The organism is Stenotrophomonas maltophilia (genome assembly GCF_900186865.1).
Taxonomy (GTDB): domain Bacteria; phylum Pseudomonadota; class Gammaproteobacteria; order Xanthomonadales; family Xanthomonadaceae; genus Stenotrophomonas; species Stenotrophomonas maltophilia.
In genome coordinates, this window is the sequence record NZ_LT906480.1 from 3,996,608 (window position 1) to 4,017,966 (window position 21,359).

Genomic DNA, 21,359 nt, shown 5'->3' on the forward strand with positions numbered 1-21,359 from the left:
CATCGATGCCTCCCGCCCCAGGCCCCGGATGAAGCCGCTGCCCAAGAAGGATTTCCCGGTCGAGCAGGCCCGCCGCTTCCTCGAACCTGGCCCGATCGTGCTGGTCAGTACCGCCTGGCGTGGCCAGCGCAACCTGATGACGCTGGGCTGGCACATGGTGATGGGCTTCTCGCCGTCATTGGTCGCCACCTACCTGTGGGACGCGAACCACAGCCACGCGCTGGCCCGTGGCAGCGGCGAGTGCGTGATCAATGTGCCGGGCGTGGAACTGCTCGACACCGTGGTGGACATCGGCAACTGCAGCGGCCGCGAGGTCGACAAGTTCGCCCGTTTCGAGCTCGATGCGCTGCCCGCGCGCGAGGTCGGCGCGCCGCTGGTCGGCCAATGTCATTCGAGCTTCGAATGCCGACTCTACGACGACAGCCAGGTGCAATCGAGCAACCTGTTCATCTGGGAAATCGTGCGCGCCCACGTCGCGCCCCGGCCGAAACTGCCGCGCACGGTGCATTACCGCGGCGATGGCCAGTTCATGGTGTCCGGCGCCGAAGTCTCGCGTCGACGGCGGTTCAAGCCCGACATGCTGTAATGCCAGCACTCCCCCACACGCAGGACCGCCGCGCATGACCGAACACCTCACCGACCTGGACGCCGCCGTCGACTGGTTGTTTGCGCGCGTGGACGGGCCGCTGCGGATCGGGGCACCGCTGGCACTGGGCAAGCCGCATCGGCTGCTCAATGCCCTTTATGCACGCGTCGAGCACGATCCATCGCGACCGCTGCAGCTGTATACCGCGCTGTCGCTGAACCCGCCGAAGGCGCGCGGCAACGGCCTGGAAGCGCGCTTCATGGCGCCGTTCGCGCAGCGCCATTTCGGCGACGATTTCCCGCGCCTGGCCTATGCCGATGCGATCGCGCGCGATGCGCTGCCGGCGCATGTGCAGGTGGAAGAGTTCTACATGCAGTCCGGCGCCCTGCTCGGTTCGCGCCAGGCGCAATCCAGCTATACCAGCCTGAACTACACCCACGCCGCCGATGCGGTCGCGCAGCGCGCGCCGCAGGTGATCGTGCAGAAGGTGGCAATGCGGTCGAACGATCGCCGGCTTTCGCTGTCGTGCAACAACGACATCACCCAGGACACGCTGGATGCGATGACCGCGCGCGGGCTGCCGCGCCCGTTGCTCATCGCCGAGATCGATCCGCAGCTGCCTTACATGGGCGGCTCGGCCACGGTCGATGTGTCGTTCTTCGATCTGGTGATCACCCCGCCGCCGCCGTACCCGGCGCTGTTCGGGCTGCCGCGGCAGCCGGTGGGCGATGCCGACTACGCCATCGGCCTGTACGCCAGCACGCTGGTGCGCGACGGCGGCACCCTGCAGATCGGCATCGGCACGCTGGCCGACGCGCTCAGCCATGCGCTGGTGCTGCGCCACACCGACAACGCGCGCTACCGCCGCGTGCTGCATGCGCTGGATCCACAGCTTGCCAGCCACCCGCTGGTGCAGGAGATCGGCGGACTGGATCCGTTCGAGGTGGGCCTGTACGGCTGCAGCGAGATGCTCAACGAAGGCTTCCGCCGGCTGGTGCAGACCGGGGTGATCAAGCGCAAGGTGCACGACGACCTGGCGCTGATGCAGCGCATCGAGAACGGCAGCACGCTGTCCATCGACCACGCCACCCTGGCCGCCGAGGGCGAGTACCTGCACGGCGCGTTCTACCTGGGCTCGCCGGAGTTCTACGAGTGGCTGCGCACGCTGCCGGAAGACGAATGCCGTGCGATCGGCATGCGCCGCATCAGCGAAATCAACCAGCTGTATGGCGGCAACGAGACGCTGGAGCACCTGCAACGCCGCCATGCGCGCTTCTTCAACTCCTGCATGATGGCCACTGCACTGGGCGCGGCCGTGTCGGATGCGCTGGACGACGGACGTGTGGTGTCCGGCGTGGGTGGCCAGTACAACTTCGTGGCGATGGCACATGCCCTGCCGGAAGCGCGCAGCGTCTTGATGTTCCGCGCGGCGCGCGATGACAAGGGCCAGCGCGAATCCAACGTGCGCTGGAACTACGGGCACACCACCATCCCGCGCCACCTGCGCGACATCTACCTCAACGAATACGGCATCGCCGATCTGCGCGGCCTGACCGACGAGGACTGCGTGCATGCGATGACCGCGATCACCGAGGCCCCGTTCCAGGGTGGCCTGCTGCAGCAGGCACAGGCCTCGCGCAAGCTGCTGGCAGCCACGCAACCGGATCCGGAGCGCCAGCAGCGCAACACGCCACAGGCGCTGGCGGCGGCGCTGGCACCGTTCCGCGCCGACGGCAGCCTGCCGGACTATCCGCTGGGCAGCGACTTCAACGAGATCGAGCAGGTGCTGGTGAAGGCGCTGGGCTGGCTGAAGGCCAACACGCAGACCCGCGGCGACAAGCTGCGCACGGTCTGGGCGGCTCTGCGGCAACCGGCCGGCGACGGCGATGCGGTGTACCTGCAGCGCATGGGTCTACAGGCCCCGAAGGACTTCGCCGAGCGCCTGGACGCGCGACTGCTGCGGCTGGCGCTGGCGCGTACCGCCTGAGAAAAGGGGACGGAGGGGATCAAGTCGCATGTGCACAAACGACTTAATCCCCTCCGTCCCCTTTTTCCTGCGGCAAAGAAAAGGCCGGCGTGCGCCGGCCTTTTCTCATTACGTCGCGAAGCTGCTTACAGCGACTTGGCCGCTTCCACCACGTGGGCAGTGGTGATGCCGAAGTGCTTGTACAGCTGGTCGGCCGGGGCCGAGGCACCGAAGGTGTCGATACCAATCACGGCACCGTCCAGGCCGACGAACTGGCGCCAGAAACCGGTGACGCCGGCTTCCACCGCCACGCGCTTGCGCACGGCGTTCGGCAGCACCGATTCACGGTAGGCCGCATCCTGGCGCAGGAACACGTCGGTGGACGGCATCGAGACCACGCGGGTCTTGAGGCCGGCCGCGTCCAGCTGGGCCTTGGCTTCGGTGGCCAGCGAGACTTCCGAACCGGTGGCGATCAGGATCACGTCCGGGGTACCAGCAGCATCGGCCAGCACGTAGCCACCGCGCTCGATCTGGGCGATCTGCTCGGCGTTGCGCGGCTGGTGCGGCAGGTTCTGGCGACTGAACACCAGGCAGCTCGGGCCGTCCTGGCGGGTGATCGCAGCCTTCCAGCTCACCGCCGACTCGACCGCATCGCACGGACGCCACACGTCGTTGTTCGGGATGTAGCGCAGCGAGGCCAGGTGCTCCACCGGCTGGTGGGTCGGACCGTCTTCGCCCAGGCCGATCGAGTCGTGGGTGTAGACGTGGATGGCGTGGGCCGGGATCAGCGCGCTCATGCGCACGCCGTTGCGGGCGTAGTCGCTGAACACCAGGAAGGTGGCGTCGAACGGAATGAAGCCACCGTGCAGGGCCAGGCCGTTGGCAATGGCGGTCATGCCGAACTCGCGCACGCCGTAGTACACGTAGTTGGCGTTGGCGTCGTCGCTGGCAACCGACTTGCTGCCCTTCCACAGGGTCAGGTTGGAGTGCGCCAGGTCAGCCGAGCCGCCGACGATTTCCGGCAGCAGCGGTGCATAGGCTTCGATGGCCAGCTGCGACGCCTTGCGCGAGGCGATCGTCGGGCCTTCGGCGGCCACCTGGGCGATGTAGGCATCGGCCTTGGCAACGAAGTCGGCCGGCAGTTCGCCATGCGAGCGGCGGGTCAGTTCGGCCGCTTCAGCCGGGTACTGGCTGGCGTACTTGTCGAACAGCTGTTCCCATTCGGCCTGGCGCAGCGTGCCGGCGCCGTTGGCGCGCCAGCCGTCGTAGATCGCCTGCGGGATCTCGAACGGACCGTATTCCCAGCCCAGCTGCTTGCGGGTGGCTTCCAGTTCGTCCTTGCCCAGCGGTGCGCCGTGGCTGGATTCCTTGCCCGCCTTGTTCGGCGAACCAAAGCCAATGGTGGTGCGGCAGCAGATCAGGGTCGGCTTGTCGCTCTGCGACAGCGCGGCCTCGATGCCGGCCTTGATGCTCTCCGGGTCATGGCCATCGACATCGCGCACCACGTTCCAGCCATAGGCCTCGAAACGCTCCGGCGTGTTGTCGGTGAACCAGCCCTCGACGTTGCCGTCGATGGAGATGTGGTTGTTGTCCCAGAAGCAGACCAGCTTGTGCAGGCCCCAGGTACCGGCCAGCGAAGCGGCTTCATGCGACACGCCTTCCATCAGGCAGCCATCGCCCATGAACACCCAGGTGCGGTGGTCGACCACTTCCAGCTCCGGGCGGTTGAAGCGCTGTGCCAGCAGCTTCTCGGCCAGGGCGAAGCCCACGGCATTGGCGAAACCCTGGCCCAGCGGGCCGGTGGTGGTTTCCACGCCCGGGGTCTCGTGGCGCTCCGGGTGACCGGCGGTGTGGCTGCCCAGCTGGCGGAACAGCTTCAGCTGCTCGATCGGCAGGTCGTAACCGCTCAGGTGCAGCAGCGCGTACTGCAGCATCGAACCGTGGCCGTTGGACAGCACGAAACGGTCGCGGTTGAACCAGTGCGGGTTGCTCGGGTTATGGCGGAGGTAGTCGTTCCAGAGGACTTCGGCGATGTCGGCCATGCCCATGGGCATGCCGGGGTGGCCGGACTTTGCGGTTTCAACCGCATCGGCGGCAAGGAAGCGGATGGCGTTGGCCAACTGGCGACGGGTAGGCTGCGTCATGGTTCTGTCGGAATCGGGAGGCGGCCGCGGACGTGCGGGCGGCCTATTGTCCCATAGTCGCCGGGCGGGGGGTCGGTTCACCTTGCCCGGTCGTGCCGGCCGCTGGCCGGCAACGTCGTCATCTCCCCCGGATTCCGCATGTGAAGCGGGGTCGGAGCCCTTTCCTTGCGGAAAGGAATCCGACCCCGATCAGGTCGCCAGCGGTGGCGTTGGACTCAGTCCTGCTGCGGGCCCAGCGCCGGGCCGTCGTGCGATTCGCCCTTGGCCACCAGGGTGGTCAGGGCCAGGTCGCCGGTCACGTTCAGCGCCGTACGGCACATGTCCAGGAAGTGATTCACGCCCAGGATCAGGCCAATGCCCAGCGGGTTCACGCCCACCATCGCACAGATCATCGCCACCACCGGCAGCGAGCCCGACGGCACGCCGGCGGTGCCGATGCCACCGAGGATGCAGACCGCCATCACCATGATCTGCTGGCCGATGCTCAGGTCCACGCCGAAGAACTGGGCCAGGAAGATCACCGTCACGCCCTCGAACAGCGCGGTGCCGTTCTGGTTGGCGGTGGCGCCCACGGTCAGCACGAAGCGCGACACGCGCTGCGGCAGGCCCATCTGGTCGGCCACGCGCAGCGCGGTCGGCAGGGTGGCGTTGCTGGAGGCGGTGGAGAACGCCATCACCGTCGCTTCCTGGGTATCGCGGAAGAACGACAGCGGCGAACGGCCGGACAGCCAAACGGCGGTACCGTAGGTCACGATCATGTGCAGGCCGAGTGCCAGCACCACCACGCCCACGTAGGCACCGAGGCGGATGATCAGCTCGAAGCCGAACAGCGCGGCCAGGTTGAACATGAAGCAGGCCACCGCATATGGGGCCAGGCGGATGACCAGGTTGATCAGGGTCATCGAGATTTCGAACACGCCTTCAATGGCGCGGCGCAGCGGCGCGACCTTCTCATCGTCGGTCAGCACCATGCCGATGCCGAACATCAGCGCGAAGAACATCAGCGACAGGATCGCGCCGTTGTCGGACGCGGCCTGCAGCACGTTGCTCGGCACGATCGACAGCAGCATGTCCATGCCCTTCGGCGTGCCATGGATGCCAGCAACGATTTCCTTGCTGCGCTCGGCGTTCTCCGAGAGCATCATCGCGGCGACCTGCGGATCGACGCCGGCACCCGGCTTGAGCAGGTTGACCAGCACCAGGCCGATGCCCACGGCAATGCCGGACAGCAGCACGGTATACGCCAGGGTCTTCCAGCCGATGCGGCCAAGGGCGCGGATGTCGCCCATCTCCGACACGCCCATGATCAGCGCCGAGAAGATCAGCGGCACGATCAGCATGAAGATCAGGTTGAGGAACAGGCCCGACGCCGGGGTGGTGATGTAGTCCATTACCCACTTGGCACCGGCCTGCAGACCATCGACGCTGCCGCCCAGGGCGTGCACGATCAGTCCCAGGATCAGGCCGATCGCAAAGCCGATGCCCATCTTCCAATGCAGGGGCAACTTCTTCTTGTCGGCAGCAGCTGCTGTCATGCGCGGGTTTCCTCGAAAAATGAATGCACTCTAACAAAGCGCGCAAGCGGCGCCGGTTCAGGTTCGCCGCGTTGGATACAGCGGCGCCAGGCCAGTGTCAGCGGCGCCGGTAGCCGCCGACCAGTGCGGTCCGTCACGGAAGACCTCGCGCAGACGTGCGCGCAGCGATGCCAGGTCGCCCTGCCCGCCCCAGCGTGCCTGCTGCAGGTCCTGCAGCACCTGGCGCTGGGCTGCATCCTCAAGCCGCGCGATGAGCTGTTCGATGCGTTCAACGTCGGCCATCGCACACAGTTGTGCTTCAACCTGGTCGAACCCCTCGCCATCGAGCGCGCGGCGCAGTTCGGCCAGGCCGGCACGTCCGCTCGCCACAGTCGGCACAGAGGGCCTGCCGACTGCAGGCGTCGCCGCACGCGGTCGGCGGCCTCGCTGCCAGCCCCACAACAGGGTCAGCAGCCACAGCAGCGCCAGGCCGATGGCCGCGCCCATCCACGGCCACGGGCGTTCGGCCAGACCACCGGCGCGCGGATCGGTCGCGGCGATGCGGCTGTCCTGGCCATCGCTGCCGGGCAGCGCGGCATTGGTGTCGATCGGCGGCAGCGGCGCAGGTGAAGCACTGCCACCGCCATTACCGGCTGCGACAGCCAGTGTCAGGTCCGGCAGCTTCGCTTCCTGCGCCTTGCCCGCGCGCACATCCCACCACGGCAGGCGCGGCCCCGGCACCACCAGCGAGCCTGGCTGGCGCGGCACGATCGAATAGCGGCGGGTGATCTTCAGCCGCGGCGTGCTGCCATTGAACGATTCTTCGTACTGCGCAGGTTCGGCGAATACCTGCGCGTGGGTGCCCAGATCCGGCACCGGCAGGTCGGTGAACTGTGCGCGGGTTGCCCCTTCGGCCATCGCCTCGACCACCACAGTGGCGGCCTCACCGGTACGGGCGCTGGTCGGCGCACTGGTGTAGCGCAGCTGGAGGCTCTGCAGCGGAAGCCATGGCTGCGGCGCCTGTGCCGGTTGCGCCTGCACCTGCAGCGTGCGATCGGCGCCGGTGGCATTCATGCGGCCGTCGCCGCCGCCGAAGAAGTCGTCGAAGAAGCCACCGGCACTGCGCCCACTGAAACGCGCACCGGCCAGCCGAAGTGCACCGCTGCGCTCGGGGATCAGCAGGAAGCGGCGCTCGACCACGTTGTAGCGGCGGCCGTTGACCTGCCGCACATCGGTGCGGTCATCGCCTACCCGCTGCAGCGACGCACCCGCCGGGGTATCCAGCACCAGTTCGCCAGAGGCCAGCTGAGAGGCGAAGAACAGCCTCACCACCACGCCTACGCTCTGCTGCACATACGGCGTTTCGTCATCGACAACGGTTTCGATGAATGCCACCGCATTGCTGTCGGGGCCGGCCACGGCAGCGGCATCCACCTGCAGGGTCAGCGGCGCGGTACGGACGCTGCCCACCTGCAGGCCCGGCACCACCAGTGCACCGATGCGCCGTGGCGTCAGCGCCACGCCATACAGGTTGCGCTGCTGCATGCTGCCGTTGCTCCACTCCACCTGGCGGCTGCTGGTCTGCCCGCTGAGGTCGAAGTCGGTACGCAACGGTGTGAAGTCAGGGGCGCCCTGGTCGCTCTCGACATTGAGCGTGACCGTGTCGCCCATCGCGATGCGGTCGCGGTCCAGCCACGCGCGCGGCTGCGCCCAGGCCAGCAGCGGCAGCCACAGCAGCAGCGCCGCCAGTACCTGTCGGGGCCAGTGCCCGTGCATGTTGATCGCCCGCGTCATCGCCCTTCCCTCTTCCTGCGTTCATTTTCCAGCTGGAACTTGGCCCGCAGCAATGCGCCCGGATCATCCGGCACGCGCCGCATCCACGCCTCCACCGCCTGTTGCTCCTCGCGTTGGCGCGGAGTAGTGCCGTCACTGCCTGGCACGGGTTTGCCATCCTGTTCGCCTTTGCCCTCACGTGCCTGCTGCATCGCCTGCTGCATGCGCTGGCGCTGCTGCTCATCAGCCTGGGCCTGCGCCTTGGCATCCTCCACCTGTGGTGGCGCCTGCTGTCCATCGCGGCCACGCTCGCCGGGCTGAGGCGCCGACTGCGCGTCGTCGTCACCCGCCTGGGGCTGCCCCTGCTGGCCCTGCTGAGATGGTGGCTGACCCTGTCCTGGATCCTTCTGGCCTTGCTGCGGTTGCTGGCCCTGCGGGTTCCGCTGGCCCTGTGAATTGTTCTGCTGCTTCTGCTGCCCGTTCTGCTGCGGTTTCTGCTGGTCCTGGCCCCGCCCCCCCGACTGCTTGCGCCTGCGTGCGGCATCAACCACGGCACGGTTGGCGACCGCATCGGCCATGCCGGGATGCAGCGCCAGCGCGCGGTCGTAGGCGGCGATGGCTTCGTCGTAGCTGCCCTGGCGCGCCAGCGTGTTGGCCAGGTTGTACCAGCCCGCATCACTGTCGATGCCCTCGAACTGCTTGCGCGCAGTGGCGAAGTCGCCCGCGCGATAGGCCTGCACGCCGTCGGCCAGGCGCTGGTGCTGCAACTGGTCGGCGCGCTTCCACAGCGTGCCCTGCGATGGCGGCGAAGCGGGCGCTGAAGGTGCCTGCGCCTGCACATCCCCCATCCATGGCAGCAGGCCGACCGCCAGTACTGCGGCCAGCAGCGCGCGGCGTCTGAAGGCGAGCAGCGCCAGCAGCATCACCGGTGGCAGCAGCCAGAATCCTTCATCGCGCCATTGCCTGCCCTCGCCGGGCCGCTGCGCCGCAGTACCTTCGCGTGCATCAAGCACACCCAGTGCGCGCAGGTCACTGCCATCGGCGGTGATGCGCGCATAGCGACCGCCACCTGCCGTGGCCACCGCACGCAGGCGACCTTCGTCCAGCGCAGCCTGGCGGATCTGTCCGCTGTCGTCACGATACGCCGCACCCGCCGGTGTACCGAGCCCCAGCACCGACACCTGCAGGCCGAGACCACGTGCCTGCGCGGCCGCCAATGCAGCTTCACCATCGGCTTGATCGGTGACCAGCAGGATCTGTCCCTGCGGTGCAGCGATCTGCCGCATCAGCCGCGTGGCCCAGTCGATGCCACGGTCGGCACGCTGGCCATCACGCGGCATCACATCCGGCGACAAGGCATCCAGATACAGCGCGACGTTGCTGCCGTCATCGGTCAGCGGCGCGACGGTGTAGGCATCTTCGGCGTACACCACCAGCCCCACCTGCCCACCCTTGCGTGCACGCAGGAGCTCGCCGACCTTGGCCCTTGCCTGCAGCAGGCGCGACGGTGGCAGGTCGGTGGCAGTGATGCGGCTGGACAGATCCAGCACGATCAGCAGCGGTGCGCTGGGCTGGAACATCGGCTGTGCCTGCTGCCGCCAGCTCGGCCCCGCCATCGCCAGTGCTGCCAGCGTCCAACCCAGCAGCACTGCCAATGGCAGCCGCACGCGACGGCGAGCACCGGCGGCCAGCAGATGCGGCAACAGGTGCGCATCCACCGCCTGCCGCCACGCATCGTTGCGCCGCTGCCGGTACAGCGCCACGGCGAGAATCACCGGCAAGGCCAGCAAGGCCCACAGCCATTCCGGGCGCAGGAAGTGCAGTGCATTCCAGTCGGGAAGATGGGATGCCAATGCGATCATCGACGGCGCTCCGGCCACACCCATGCCAATGCCCCCAGCAGCAAGGCCAGGCCCAATGGCCACGCATAGCGCTCCTCGCGCGGGCGCAGGCTCGGCCCCTTCGCAGCGATCGGCTCCAGACGATCCAGTTCGGCGTAGATGCCGGCCAGCTGCGCGGTATCGCGTGCGCGGAAGAACTGGCCACCCGTCAGGCTGGCAATCTTCTTTAACGTGGCCTCGTCGACCGGGTCCTGGTCAGCGGAAATCGGAATACCGAGGAAGCGCATGCTGCCATCGCCACCGAACGCGACGGTGTGGATGCGCACCCCTTCGGCCTGCGCGACTTCGGCCGCACGCAGCGGTTCCAGCACGCCGGCATTGCTGACGCCATCGGTCAGCAGGATCAGTACACGTTGCCCTTCCGGCTGGCTGCGCAGGCGCTTCACCGCCAGGCCGATGGCATCACCGATGGCCGTCTCGCGCCCGGCCAGGCCGACCACGCTGTCGCGCAGCTGGTCGCGCACACTGGCCAGGTCCGCAGTGAGTGGCGTGAGCGTATAAGCGCGGTCCCCGAAGATCAGCAGGCCGATGCGATCGCCGGCACGACGATCCAGGAAATCGGCCAGCACGGCCTTGGCTGCGGTGAGGCGATCCACCGCCTGCCCCCCCAGCACCATGTCGCCCTCGCCCATGCTGCCGGACACGTCCATCGCCAGCATCATCTGCCGGCCCTGCTGCGGTGGCGTGATCGCTTCGCCCAGCTGTTGCGGGCGAGCCAGTGCGACACACAGCGCGCACCAGCCCAGCCACAACAGCAGCGTACGCAGCCACGACCCATCGACGCGGCCGCCACCGGCCAGCGCTTCCAGTTCCGTCGCCGCATAGGGCACGCGCAGCGCAGCGCCGGGATCGGCACGACGCTTCCACCAGCGCATCAGCAACGGCAACGGCAGCGCCAGCAGGGCCAGCGGCCACGCCAGCTGCAGGTCGGGCCATGGCCAGTAACTTGCCAGCAGGTTCATCGGCGGCGCTCCAGCAGCATCGCCAGGTAGCGCTCGCGCGCCCAGCTACGCACGGCCGCCACTTCGCTGGCGTCCACGCGGGGACGATAGGCACCTTCGGCCAGGAGGTTGCGGCGCGCATCCGGCAACGTGCCCTTCGGATCCACGCGCCGCCACCAGGCATCGTCACGCAGGGATTCACTGCCGGGCTGTGCCTGTCGCGCGGCGCGACGCAGCAGGCCGGCGATCGCCGCCAGTTCCGCGGTGGCATCGGCGGTGGTGGCCAGCTCCTGGTCGAACGCCTGCAACCAGCGTTGGCGACGACGGCGGCGTTTCCACCACAGCAGGGCCAGCGCCAGGATCACCAGCAACACCGCGCCCCCGACCATCAGATAGCCGGGGGCCGGCGGCCACCACGACGGTGCCGGCGGCAACTGCACATCGCGTAGCGGAAGGTTGGCGCTCATGCCGGCACCTCGGTTACCGGTGGTGCCAACCAGGCGTCGCTGGGCGCATCGGTGGACAACACCTGCACGTCAACGCGGCGTGCGCCGAGCTGGCGGCGCAGCGCCTGCAGTGGTTCGACGAAGTGCGCCTGCCAGTGCGCCTGCACCTCGCTACGACGCAGGTCGAGGCCAATGCGCTGCTGCGCGGTCTGGAACTGCAGGGCCGCCGAGGGCGGTTGCAGCTCGAGGGGATCGACCAGCAGCACCAGGCTGAGGTCATGGTGCTGGGCCAGCGCGCTCCAGCGCACGACGGGAATCCGCGCGGCCTGCTGCGGATCGGCCAGCACCAGCATGCGCGCCCCGGGGCGCAGCACGCGGGCGGCATGGTCCAGCGCGCGTTCCAGGCCGAGATCGTCGGCGGGCGGCTGCGTGTACCAGCGGGTGAGTGCGTCGAGCACGCGCAGTACACCACGCGGCCCACCCGCGGGTGCAATCGGCGCTTCGCGGTCGCTGCCGCGCAGGGCACCCACGCGATCACCGCGGCGCTGCGCCGACCACGCGGCGACGGCGCCCGCGCGTGCCGCCTGCACCGACTTGAATCGCACGCGGGTGCCGAAATACAGCGCCGGCGACGTATCGGCCACGATCAGGCTGACCCGCTCGCGCTCGGCCTGGAACAGCTTGGTATGGGCACGGCCGGTCCGCGCGGTCACGCGCCAGTCGATATGCCGTGCATCATCACCGGCCACGTACTCGCGTGACTCGGCGTACTCCATGCCACGCCCACGCAGCGGCGACGGCGCCTGCCCGGCGTTGCCGGCACGGCCACGGCGTGGCGGCGGCGGCCGCTGTGCCAGCCGGCGCAGGGCCACCAGTTCGGACAGGTGCGGGCGCAGTCCGTCGCCATCACTGACGGTGGATGCGGCTTCCAGGGATGGATCGGTCATGCGCGGGCTCAGGGTGCCGGCACCCGGGCCAGCAGCTCCTGCACCAGGCGTTCGCCATCCCAGCCTTCGGCGGTGGCTTCGTAGCTGGGCAGCACGCGATGGCGTAGCACGTCGGCGGCGACCGCACGCACATCGTCGGGGGTGACGAAGTCGCGGCCGGCCAACCAGGCGCGTGCACGGGCGCAGCGTTCCAACGCAATGGAACCACGCGGGCTTGCGCCCCAGGCGATGCGGCGCCCGAGGCCGGCGTCATAGCGCGACGGATCACGTGAGGCCAGCACAAGTTCGACCAGGTAGCGCTCCAGCGCCGGCGCCATGTGCAGGTCCAGCACTTCGCGGCGGGCGTCGAACACATCCTGCATCGGCAACTTCGCCGGTGCGGGTGCCGCCTCGCCCAGTGCGCCACGGGCACGCTCGCGAGCGAGCCGCAGGATCTCCGATTCGGCCGCCTGGTCCGGATAGCCGATGCGTACGTGCATCAGGAAACGGTCCAGCTGCGCTTCCGGCAGCGGGAAGGTACCTTCCTGCTCGATCGGGTTCTGCGTGGCCATCACCAGGAACAGCGGCGGCAACGCATAGGTGTGGCGGCCAACGGTGACCTGGCGCTCACCCATCGCTTCCAGCAGTGCCGACTGCACCTTGGCTGGCGCGCGATTGATTTCATCGGCCAGCAGGATCGGGTGGAAGATCGGGCCGGGTACGAATTCGAAGCGCCCTTCCTGCGGGCGCCAGATCTCGGTGCCGGTCAGGTCGGCCGGCAGCAGGTCGGGGGTGAACTGCACGCGGGCGAAATCCGCCTCCAGGCGCGAGGCCAGTGCGCGGATGGCCGTGGTCTTGGCCAGGCCCGGCGCGCCCTCCACCAGCAGGTGCCCGTCGGCCAGCAATGCGATCAACAGGCGTTCGACCAAAGCCGCCTGGCCGACGATTTCAGCCGACAGCGCGTCGCGCAACTGGTTGAAGGCGCCATGCAGGCGGGAGGCGGCCGGCGCGGGCGGCGGCGAGACGGTTTCGGGCATCGGCGGTGGCAGGTTCATGGGGGCCTTTGACCGGCGCGGGACGGCACGGGTTCCCGACATCATCGCAGGGTGCCCTGCGATTGGCATCAAGAACGGCTGAACGGGCCTCTCATCCACGCATGGCGTGGATCTACCGGATCATCCGCATCCGCGGATTACGTCCGGCATGAACGAAGAAGGGCCGCACATGGCGGCCCTTCTTCGTGTCGAGGGTGCGCTGGCTCAGTTCTGCCTGGCTACGCGCAGCACCTTCGGGGTAACGAACACCAGCAGCTCGGCCTTGTCCTTGCTGCGGCCACGCTTCTTGAACAGGTTGCCCAGGAACGGTACATCGCCCAGGAACGGAACCTTGCTGATGCTGTTGCGGTCGGTGAACTCGTACACACCACCGATGACCACGGTCTGCCCGTCCTCGACCAGCACTGCGGTGTTCACTTCGCGGCGGTTGATCGACGGCACGGTGCCATAGCCTTCCAGCTGGATCAGCCGGTCCACTTCATCCTTCTTCACCTGCATGTTGAGGAACACGCGGTTGTCGTTGGTGATGGTCGGGGTGACCTTCAGTTCCAGCACCACTTCCTTGAACTGCACGTTCGGCGTAGCGACACCGCCCGCACCGGCGCTGATGGTCACATAGCCGATTTCCTTACCCTGCTTGATCAGGGCCTCGCGCTGGTTGGTGGTGACCACGCGCGGGTTGGAGATCACTTCACCACGCGACTCCTCCTGCATGGCCGACAGCTCGACGTCCAGCAGGTAGCCGGCATTGAGGATCGACAGCGCAAGCGAGCCTGCCGGGTTGGTGGACGCCGCCGGCATGGCCCAGTTCAGGCCACGGGTGATTGCCGAGCCGACCGGCACCGGCGCCGGGCCCGTACTGCCACCGGCCAGCCAGTCGCGGTAGGCCTTGGCGTTGGTCGCATTGGCTTCGACCTGCGATTTGCGGGTTGCCTCGTTGGCTTCCAGATTGCCGCTGAAGTAGGCGTTGTCGCGGCTGCCACTGATGCCGAACCGCGCACCCAGCTCACGCGCGAACGTATCGGTGGCGATGACGATGCGGCTTTCGATCAGCACCTGGTCGACCGGACGGTCGATCACGTTGATCAGCTCGCGCATGCGCGCGATCTTTTTCGGAATGTCGCTGATCATCAGCGTGTTGGTGCGCTCGTCGGCAACGATGCGGCCACGGCCGGACAGGAAGCCACTCTCCTCCTGCGACGACCCACCACCACCGCCACCTGCGCCACCACCGCCCCCCCCGCCGATGCCCTTGGCTTCGGTCAGGGCTTTGAAGATCTGGGTGGCGCTGTGGTAGTTGATCTGGACGTAATCGGTCACCAGGTCTTCGCGGTTCTCGATGGCGATGCGCGCGTCTTCCTTCTCCTGCTCGAACTTGGCCAGCTCGGCCTGCGGGCCGACCCAGATCACGCTGCCATCGCGTCGCTTGTCCAGGCCCTTGGCACGCAGCACGATGTCCAGTGCCTGGTCCCACGGCACGTTGACCAGGCGCAGGGTCACATTGCCCTGCACCGAGTCGGAGGCCACCACGTTGAGGTTGGACTCTTCGGCGATCAACTGCAGCACGGTGCGCACTGGCACGTCCTGGAAATTGAAGGTCACCGGCTTGCCGGTGAAGCCACGCTGGCCGACGGCCTTTGCGGCCTGGGTGACGCTGCCGGCGGTCACTGCACCGACGGCGGCCGGAGCCTGCCGCGCGCTGATCTCCACCACGTATTCGTTGCCGCTCTGGTAGGCCAGTGACTCCACCGCACCGCCGGTGCTCAGCACCAGCTGGGTGCCGGCGCCGGACGGCTTGGCGTCGATGCGCTGCACCGGCGTGGCGAAGTCGACGACGTTCAACGGCTTCTGCAGGTTGGCCGGCAGGCGGGCATTGCCCACGTCGACCACCACGCTGTTGCCCTGCGTGCGCAGGTCCGGGATCGCGCCCTGGCCGTCAAACTGCACGATCAGGCGGCCCGCGCCATCATCGCCGCGCTTGAAATCGATCTTGGCCACCGACAGGCCGGCCGGTGCCGCGGCCGGTGCGACGGTGGTGCCCACCGGCTTCTCCGCCGGTGCGGCGGCCAGCGCCGGAGCGCAGGCCAGCATCAGCGCGACTCCCAACGCGCTGACACGGTTCAAGGTAGAGCGCCGGTTGGGACGCAGCCCCTTGGCTTGGTGAAAGGTCATCGTGCTATCCCCAGTAAACGATCATTGATCTTCAAGCGAGAGCTTTGCCGGCCGTTCCAGCCAGCCACCCGCGCCATCCGGCACCAGTTCGATCAGCTCCACACGGTCTTCGAAGACCGCAGTGACCCGCCCGTCGCTCTGCCCCAGGTAACCGCCCGGGCGCACCCGGTAGGTCACCTTGTCCGGCCCCATCACCAGTGCGACGGTGCCGCCGCCGGTGCCGATGGTACCGACCATGTCCAGTGCGTCCAGCGGGAAGCCCTCCAGGGGCTCCTTGCGCCGGTTAGGATCCGGCCGCAATCCGCCATTCCCCTGCGGATTGGTCCAGGCATCGGTGAACGGATCACGCAGGCCCTGCGCGGAGTATTCGAAGGTCTCGAACTGCTGCATCACAGGCAACGGTTCCAGCGGCTGCGCCGGCCGGGCACGTTCGCCTTCCACCCACTTCTCGAGATTCGGCGCATCGCCCGGCGTGCTGGTCACGCCACGGCCGCAGGCGGCCAGCAGCAATACGGCAGCGGCCATCCCGCAGCGTGCAAAGAAGGAACGGATCACTTGCTGCCCTCCTTGCCGGCTTCAGCCTTCTGCTGTTCCTGCACCTCGGTTTCGTCGAGATACCGGTAGGTCTTGACCGTGCCGGACAATTCCAGCGCACCGGCACGCGAACCACCGCCAGCCTTGTCCGCCGGCTTCAGATTGATGTCGTGCATGGTCAGGATCACCACGCGCGGCAGCGAGGCCACGCCACTGACGAACGCACCGAACTGGTGGTAGCTGCCCACCATCTTCAGCTTGATCGGCTTCTCGGCGTAGAACTCCTTGACCTGCTCCTGTTCCGGTTCGAACAGCTGGCTGGTCAGGCCGCTGGACAGCGCAGTCTGCGAAATGTCGATGATCAGGTCCGGCATTTCGGTCTTGCTGGGCAGCTGCCGCAGCATCTGCTGCAGCACCTGCTCCATCTGTGCCAGCTGCTGCTTCAGCGGCCCCAGGTTCACCGCGCGTTCCTGCTGCTTGGAGAACTCGGTACGCAGATCGCTTTCCTTCGATTCCAGGCTGGCCAGTTCATCGCGCTTGCCGCTGATCAGCAGCATCCATGCAACGAACATGATGACCAGGGCCAGCAACGAACAGAAAACGATCTTGGCCTTCTGCGGCCAGTTGCCGATGTCGTTGAAATCCAGGTTCTTCAGATCGATTTTCTGGCTCATGCGCGGTCCCCCTGCAGCGGGGCGTAAGAGGCCTGCGGCGGCTGCGCCAGGCGGCTGCCCTCAGGCCTGGCGGCCGGAGCCGGTGCGGCGGGCTGGTTCGGCTTGGCCGGTGCAGGCGCCGGTGCGCTGGCGGGTGCTGCGGCCGGGGCCGCCGCCGGTTGGGCCGGGGCCGGTGCTGGTGCAGCAGCCGGGGCCGCCACATCGGGGCCGGCGGCAAGCGGCGCCACGGCGGGCGTCGCAGCCGGGGCGGCCGCCACGCTGCCATCCGCGTTCAAACCGGCAGTGCCTGTCTCTTCACTCTGCGCCGGCAGCTTCACCGTGACCTTGAACATGTACGGCAGTGCCTTGATGTCCGATACCGGACCGGCTGCACTCTTGTCGCCGGCACTGGCCTGGATGATCGACAGCTCCGGGTTGGTCATCCAGCCGGAGGTTTCCAGGTTGCGCATGTAAGCCGACACGCGTGCATTGGACTGGGTGCGTCCCTCGAGGGTGAGCATGTCCCCCTCCTGCTGCAGGGCGGTCAGCACCACGCCGTCGGGAATCGTGCGCACCAACGCGTCGAACAGGTGGACCATCTGCGAGCGCTTGGCCTGCAGTTCCTCGATCACCTTCTTGCGGGCCAGCAGGCGGTCCTTCTGCGCATCGAGGCGGTCGATCTCCTTGTTCTGTTCCTTGACCTTCTCGATCTCGGCTTCCAGATAGGCATTGCGGTCCATCTGGCCGCTCACCTGCCGGTCGTAATAGAACCAGATCAGCAGCGACAGCAGCAGGCCACCGATCGCGGCCATGCCCAGCATTGCGTAGAACTCGCGCTGGCGTTGCTTGCGCCGCTCGGCGCGCCAGGGCAATAGATTGATGCGTGCCATCAGTCGAAGCTCCTCAGCGCCAGACCGGTGGCGATCATCAGCGCGGGGGCATCCTGGGCCAGCGCATGCGCATTCACCTTGGGGCCCAGGGTCATCTGTGCCAGCGGGTTGGCGACCACGGTCGGCACGCCCAGCTGCTCCTCGACCATTTCCGGCAGCCCGCCCAGCACGGCGCAGCCGCCGGCCAGCACGATGTGATCAACGCGGTTGAACTCACTGCCTGCATAGAAGAACTGCAGCAGGCGGCTGATCTGCTGGACCGTGGCTTCCTTGAACGGCTCCAGCACTTCCATCTCGTAGCTTTCCGGCAGCCCGCCCTGGCGCTTGGCCAGGCCGGCCTCCTCGTAGCTCAGGCCGTAACGGCGCATGATCTCGTCGGTCAGCTGCTTGCCACCGAACACCTGTTCGCGGCTGTACAGGCTGCGGCCGCCGCGCAGGACGTTGAGGGTGGTCATGGTGGCGCCGATATCGACCAGCGCGACCACGCCGTCGATGGACACCGGCAGCTCGCTGGCGACCAGGGCGTAGGCGTTCTCGACCGCGAAGGCCTCCACGTCCATCACCTTGGCCTGCAGGCCACCCAGTTCCAGGGCCGACTGGCGCAGTTCCACGTTCTCCGAACGCGACGCGGCCAGCAGCACCTGGACCATCTCCGGGTTGTTCGGGATCGCCCCGATCACCTCGAAGTCCAGGTTCACTTCCTCGATCGGGTACGGAATGTAGTTGACCGCTTCCAGCTCGATCTGGGCTTCCATGTCGTTCTCGTCGAGTTCGGCCGGCATCGGGATCACCTTGGTGATCACCGCCGACCCGGCGACGGCGGCAGCGGCCAGCTTGGCCTTGCTGCCTGAACGGTTCATGGCACGGCGGATGGCCTCACCCACGGCCTCCACTTCCACGATGTTCTTCTCTACCACCGCATTCGGCGGAAGAGGTTCCACAGCGTAATGTTCCACACGGAAACGATTGCCGCTGCGGGACAGCTGCAAAAGCTTTACCGCAGTCGAACTGATGTCGACGCCTACAAGCGGCGACTGACTTTTTGGGATGAGCCCCACGGTTTCTCCCCTGCCGACGGGCACTTGGACGCAAGACCTGCGCCCGAGCATTAATAACGTATTCTTAGCAAATGGCAACGGCCCTGCTGTGAAGTTCCTCACGGATTCACCATGCAGCCCCTGACTGTTCCCCTTGCGCTCCCCGGTGCCGACCCCAGCCGCCACCTTGCGTAATCTATACTCTGCGACCACGAAATTCGCAATCGGAATCTGAACCCGATGACTCGACTCCGCCGCTGGCTGCGCTGGATCTTCCTGATTGTCCTGGTCCTGGCGCTGATCGGCGCGGCCGCCGTGGGCGGTCTGTACTACGCTGTGTCCTCCAAGCTTCCCGACGTGCAGACCCTGCGCGACGTGGAAATGCAGGAGCCGATGTACGTCTATGCTGCCGACGGCAAGCTGATGGCGGTGTTCGGCGAGACCCGGCGCACCCCGATCACCATGAAGGACGTGCCCGAGCGCCTGAAGCAGGCCTTCCTGGCCACCGAGGACGCCCGCTTCTACGAGCATGGCGGCGTGGACTACATGGGCATCGGCCGTGCGGTGTGGCTGCTGGCCACCACCAACGACAAGCGCGTGCCGGGTGGTTCCACCATCACCCAGCAGGTGGCCCGCCAGTTCTTCCTCAGCTCCGAGTACAGCTACACCCGCAAGCTGGCCGAGATCCTGCTGGCACGGAAGATCGAGTCCGAGCTGAGCAAGGACGAGATCTTCGAGCTGTACCTGAACAAGAGTTTCTTCGGCAACCGCGCCTACGGCGTGGCCGCTGCCGCCGAGTTCTACTACGGCAAGAAGCTGAACGAGCTGGACCTGGACGAGATGGCCTCGCTGGCCGGCATCCCCAAGTTCCCGTCCTCGGGCAATCCGATCTCCAATCCGGAGCGCGCCCGCCAGCGCCGCGACAATTACGTGCTGCAGCGCATGGCCGACCTGAAGTTCGTCAGCCAGGCCGAGGCCGACGCGGCCAAGGCCGTGCCGATGCACGCCACCGCCCATGAGCCGCCGGTGCAGGTCGACGCGCCGTACGTGGCCGAGCTGGTGCGCCAGGAAATGATCGCCCGCTTCGGCGGGGATGTGGTCAACAAGGGTTACCACGTCACCACCACCATCGACTCCACCCTGCAGACCGCCGCCAACCAGTCGGTGCGCGACGGCCTGCTGCTGTACGACCACCGCCACGGCTGGCACGGCGTGGAGAAGCAGGTGCAGGTGGGTGCGGGTGAAGACGCCGCCGCCCTGGCCGAGCACCTGCGCGGCATGTACGGCCAGGCCGGCCTGCTGCCGGCGATCGTCGCCAGCACCGGCGCCGATGGCAGCGCCACCGTGGTGCTGGCCAACCGCAGCGAGATCGTGCTGCCGGCCGGCGCTGCCAAGTGGACCAACAAGACCCCGGGCAAGCTGGTGCAGCGCGGCGACATCGTGCGCGTGCGTGCCGGTGCCAAGGAAGGTGAGTGGCTGCTGGACCAGATCCCGCGCGGCCAGTCCGCGCTGGTCTCGCTGGATGCCCACAACGGCGCACTGAAGGCGCTGGTCGGTGGCTTCAGCTTCTCCGGCAACAAGTTCAACCGCGCCACCCAGGCCCGTCGCCAGCCGGGTTCGAGCTTCAAGCCGTTTGTCTATGCGGCCGCCTTCGACAAGGGCTACAACCCGGCCTCGATCGTGCTCGACGCCCCGGTCGTGTTCCGCGACCGCCGCGGCAAGACCTGGGCCCCGCAGAACGACGGCGGCGGCTTCCGCGGCCCGATGCGTCTGCGTGAAGCGCTGGTGCAGTCGCGCAACCTGGTCTCGGTGCGCCTGCTCGATGGCATGGGCGTGGACTATGCGCGCAAGTACATCAGCGAGTTTGGCTTCGCCGAATCGGAACTGCCGCCGAACCTGTCGATGTCGCTGGGTACCGCCTCGCTGACCCCGCTGTCGGTGGCCCGTGGCTACGCCGTGTTCGCCAATGGCGGCTCGCGCGTGGACACCTGGCTGATCGACCAGGTCAATGACCGCGACGGCAACCTGGTGTTCAAGGAAAACCCGGCACTGGCCTGCCGCGACTGCGCCGGCAGCAGCGACCAGCCGGTGAACCAGGTGGTGGACGGCTTCAACTTCGGCGCCCCGGCCCCGAAGGTGGACCCGGCCGCTGCGGCCAAGGCCGAAGCCAAGACCGAGACCCCGGCCGCGCCGGTCAACCCCGATGCCCGCACCGCCCCGCGCGCGATCGACGCCCGCACCGCCTACCAGCTGGTGTCGATGATGCGCGACGTGGTCCAGCGCGGTACCGGTGCCCAGGCCAAGGTGCTCGGCCGCGAGGACGTGGGCGGCAAGACCGGCTCCACCAACGACCACCGCGACGCCTGGTTCTCCGGCTTCGGCGGCCCGTACGTGACCACCGTGTGGGTGGGCCGCGACGATTTCCGCTCGCTGGGTTACCGCGAATACGGTGGCAAGGCCGCCCTGCCGATCTGGATCGACTACATGCGCACCGCGCTGAAGGACACCCCGATCGCGCAGAACGAACCGCCCAGCGGCATGGTCCAGGCCACCCTCAACGGCGCGACCGAGTGGGTGAAGGTGGAAGACATGGACCGCCTGACCGAATACGACCTGAACCTCAATACGCCGCAGGCCGACGCCGCCGCGTTCGACATCTTCTAAGAGGCAGGTGGGGGTGGGTGCCAACCTTGGTTGGCACCGATGCGGCTCCGTTAGAGGCCACCCTTGGTTGGCGCCCTGTGCCGACCAAGGTCGGCACCTACCAAAGCGTTGGTGGGTACCAACCGTTGGCTGGTACCGATGCCGCTCCGGTAGATGC

General features: G+C 67.5%; 16 protein-coding genes. 3 read left to right on the top strand and 13 right to left on the bottom strand.

Going from position 1 to position 21,359, the window contains the following annotated elements; translation table 11 throughout:
- Window positions 1–28: 28 nt before the first annotated feature.
- Together CKW06_RS18925 and CKW06_RS18930 are read left to right on the top strand one after the other, a co-directional pair.
- Window positions 29–586 (top strand): flavin reductase family protein, encoded by a 558-nt coding sequence (locus CKW06_RS18925; RefSeq protein WP_024958477.1) that lies wholly within the window; start codon window positions 29–31, stop codon window positions 584–586.
- Window positions 587–620: 34 nt separating this feature from the next.
- Entirely contained in the window at window positions 621–2,573 is a 1,953-nt protein-coding gene (locus CKW06_RS18930; RefSeq protein WP_024958478.1) for an acetyl-CoA hydrolase/transferase C-terminal domain-containing protein, read from the top strand.
- Window positions 2,574–2,698: 125 nt separating this feature from the next.
- Here CKW06_RS18930 and tkt read toward each other — a convergent pair whose 3' ends face one another.
- The 13 genes from tkt to CKW06_RS18995 form a co-directional block, all read right to left on the bottom strand.
- Window positions 2,699–4,696, bottom strand: coding sequence for a transketolase (tkt, locus tag CKW06_RS18935; protein ID WP_005410847.1), 1,998 nt, complete (start codon window positions 4,694–4,696; stop codon window positions 2,699–2,701).
- 215 nt (window positions 4,697–4,911) lie between these two features.
- Entirely contained in the window at window positions 4,912–6,231 is a 1,320-nt protein-coding gene (locus CKW06_RS18940; protein ID WP_024958479.1) for a dicarboxylate/amino acid:cation symporter, read from the bottom strand.
- Between the two features lie 57 nt (window positions 6,232–6,288).
- Window positions 6,289–8,004, bottom strand: coding sequence for a BatD family protein (locus tag CKW06_RS18945; RefSeq protein ID WP_024958480.1), 1,716 nt, complete (start codon window positions 8,002–8,004; stop codon window positions 6,289–6,291).
- Window positions 8,001–9,845 (bottom strand): VWA domain-containing protein, encoded by a 1,845-nt coding sequence (locus tag CKW06_RS18950; protein WP_024958481.1) that lies wholly within the window; start codon window positions 9,843–9,845, stop codon window positions 8,001–8,003. The genes CKW06_RS18945 and CKW06_RS18950 overlap by 4 nt, the downstream gene beginning before the upstream one ends.
- Window positions 9,842–10,846 carry a vWA domain-containing protein gene (locus CKW06_RS18955; RefSeq protein WP_024958482.1) on the bottom strand — a complete coding sequence of 335 codons (1,005 nt, stop codon included), beginning with the start codon at window positions 10,844–10,846 and terminating at the stop codon, window positions 9,842–9,844. Before CKW06_RS18955 ends, CKW06_RS18950 begins: the two co-directional genes overlap by 4 nt.
- The gene (locus CKW06_RS18960; protein ID WP_024958483.1) at window positions 10,843–11,292 is read right to left on the bottom strand and encodes a DUF4381 family protein; all 450 of its coding nucleotides are present in this window, start codon (window positions 11,290–11,292) and stop codon (window positions 10,843–10,845) included. The genes CKW06_RS18955 and CKW06_RS18960 overlap by 4 nt, the downstream gene beginning before the upstream one ends.
- Entirely contained in the window at window positions 11,289–12,218 is a 930-nt protein-coding gene (locus tag CKW06_RS18965) for a DUF58 domain-containing protein (protein ID WP_005414346.1), read from the bottom strand. The genes CKW06_RS18960 and CKW06_RS18965 overlap by 4 nt, the downstream gene beginning before the upstream one ends.
- A gap of 8 nt (window positions 12,219–12,226) precedes the next feature.
- Window positions 12,227–13,252 carry an AAA family ATPase gene (locus CKW06_RS18970; RefSeq protein ID WP_038646427.1) on the bottom strand — a complete coding sequence of 342 codons (1,026 nt, stop codon included), beginning with the start codon at window positions 13,250–13,252 and terminating at the stop codon, window positions 12,227–12,229.
- Between the two features lie 204 nt (window positions 13,253–13,456).
- The gene (locus CKW06_RS18975; RefSeq protein WP_005410855.1) at window positions 13,457–15,424 is read right to left on the bottom strand and encodes a type IV pilus secretin PilQ; all 1,968 of its coding nucleotides are present in this window, start codon (window positions 15,422–15,424) and stop codon (window positions 13,457–13,459) included.
- A 21-nt stretch (window positions 15,425–15,445) separates the two neighbouring features.
- Window positions 15,446–15,949: a pilus assembly protein PilP gene (locus CKW06_RS18980; RefSeq protein WP_050426971.1), complete on the bottom strand. Its 504-nt coding sequence runs from the start codon at window positions 15,947–15,949 to the stop codon at window positions 15,446–15,448.
- A 26-nt stretch (window positions 15,950–15,975) separates the two neighbouring features.
- A complete protein-coding gene (locus CKW06_RS18985; RefSeq protein ID WP_005410857.1) occupies window positions 15,976–16,632 on the bottom strand; it encodes a type IV pilus inner membrane component PilO in 657 nt (218 codons plus the stop codon).
- Window positions 16,629–17,501: a PilN domain-containing protein gene (locus CKW06_RS18990; protein WP_024958263.1), complete on the bottom strand. Its 873-nt coding sequence runs from the start codon at window positions 17,499–17,501 to the stop codon at window positions 16,629–16,631. The genes CKW06_RS18985 and CKW06_RS18990 overlap by 4 nt, the downstream gene beginning before the upstream one ends.
- Window positions 17,501–18,559 (bottom strand): pilus assembly protein PilM, encoded by a 1,059-nt coding sequence (locus CKW06_RS18995; RefSeq protein ID WP_005410860.1) that lies wholly within the window; start codon window positions 18,557–18,559, stop codon window positions 17,501–17,503. Before CKW06_RS18995 ends, CKW06_RS18990 begins: the two co-directional genes overlap by 1 nt.
- Window positions 18,560–18,778: 219 nt before the next feature.
- Between CKW06_RS18995 and CKW06_RS19000 the strand changes: the two genes are divergently transcribed.
- Window positions 18,779–21,202, top strand: coding sequence for a penicillin-binding protein 1A (locus tag CKW06_RS19000; protein WP_024958264.1), 2,424 nt, complete (start codon window positions 18,779–18,781; stop codon window positions 21,200–21,202).
- Window positions 21,203–21,359: the final 157 nt, after the last annotated feature.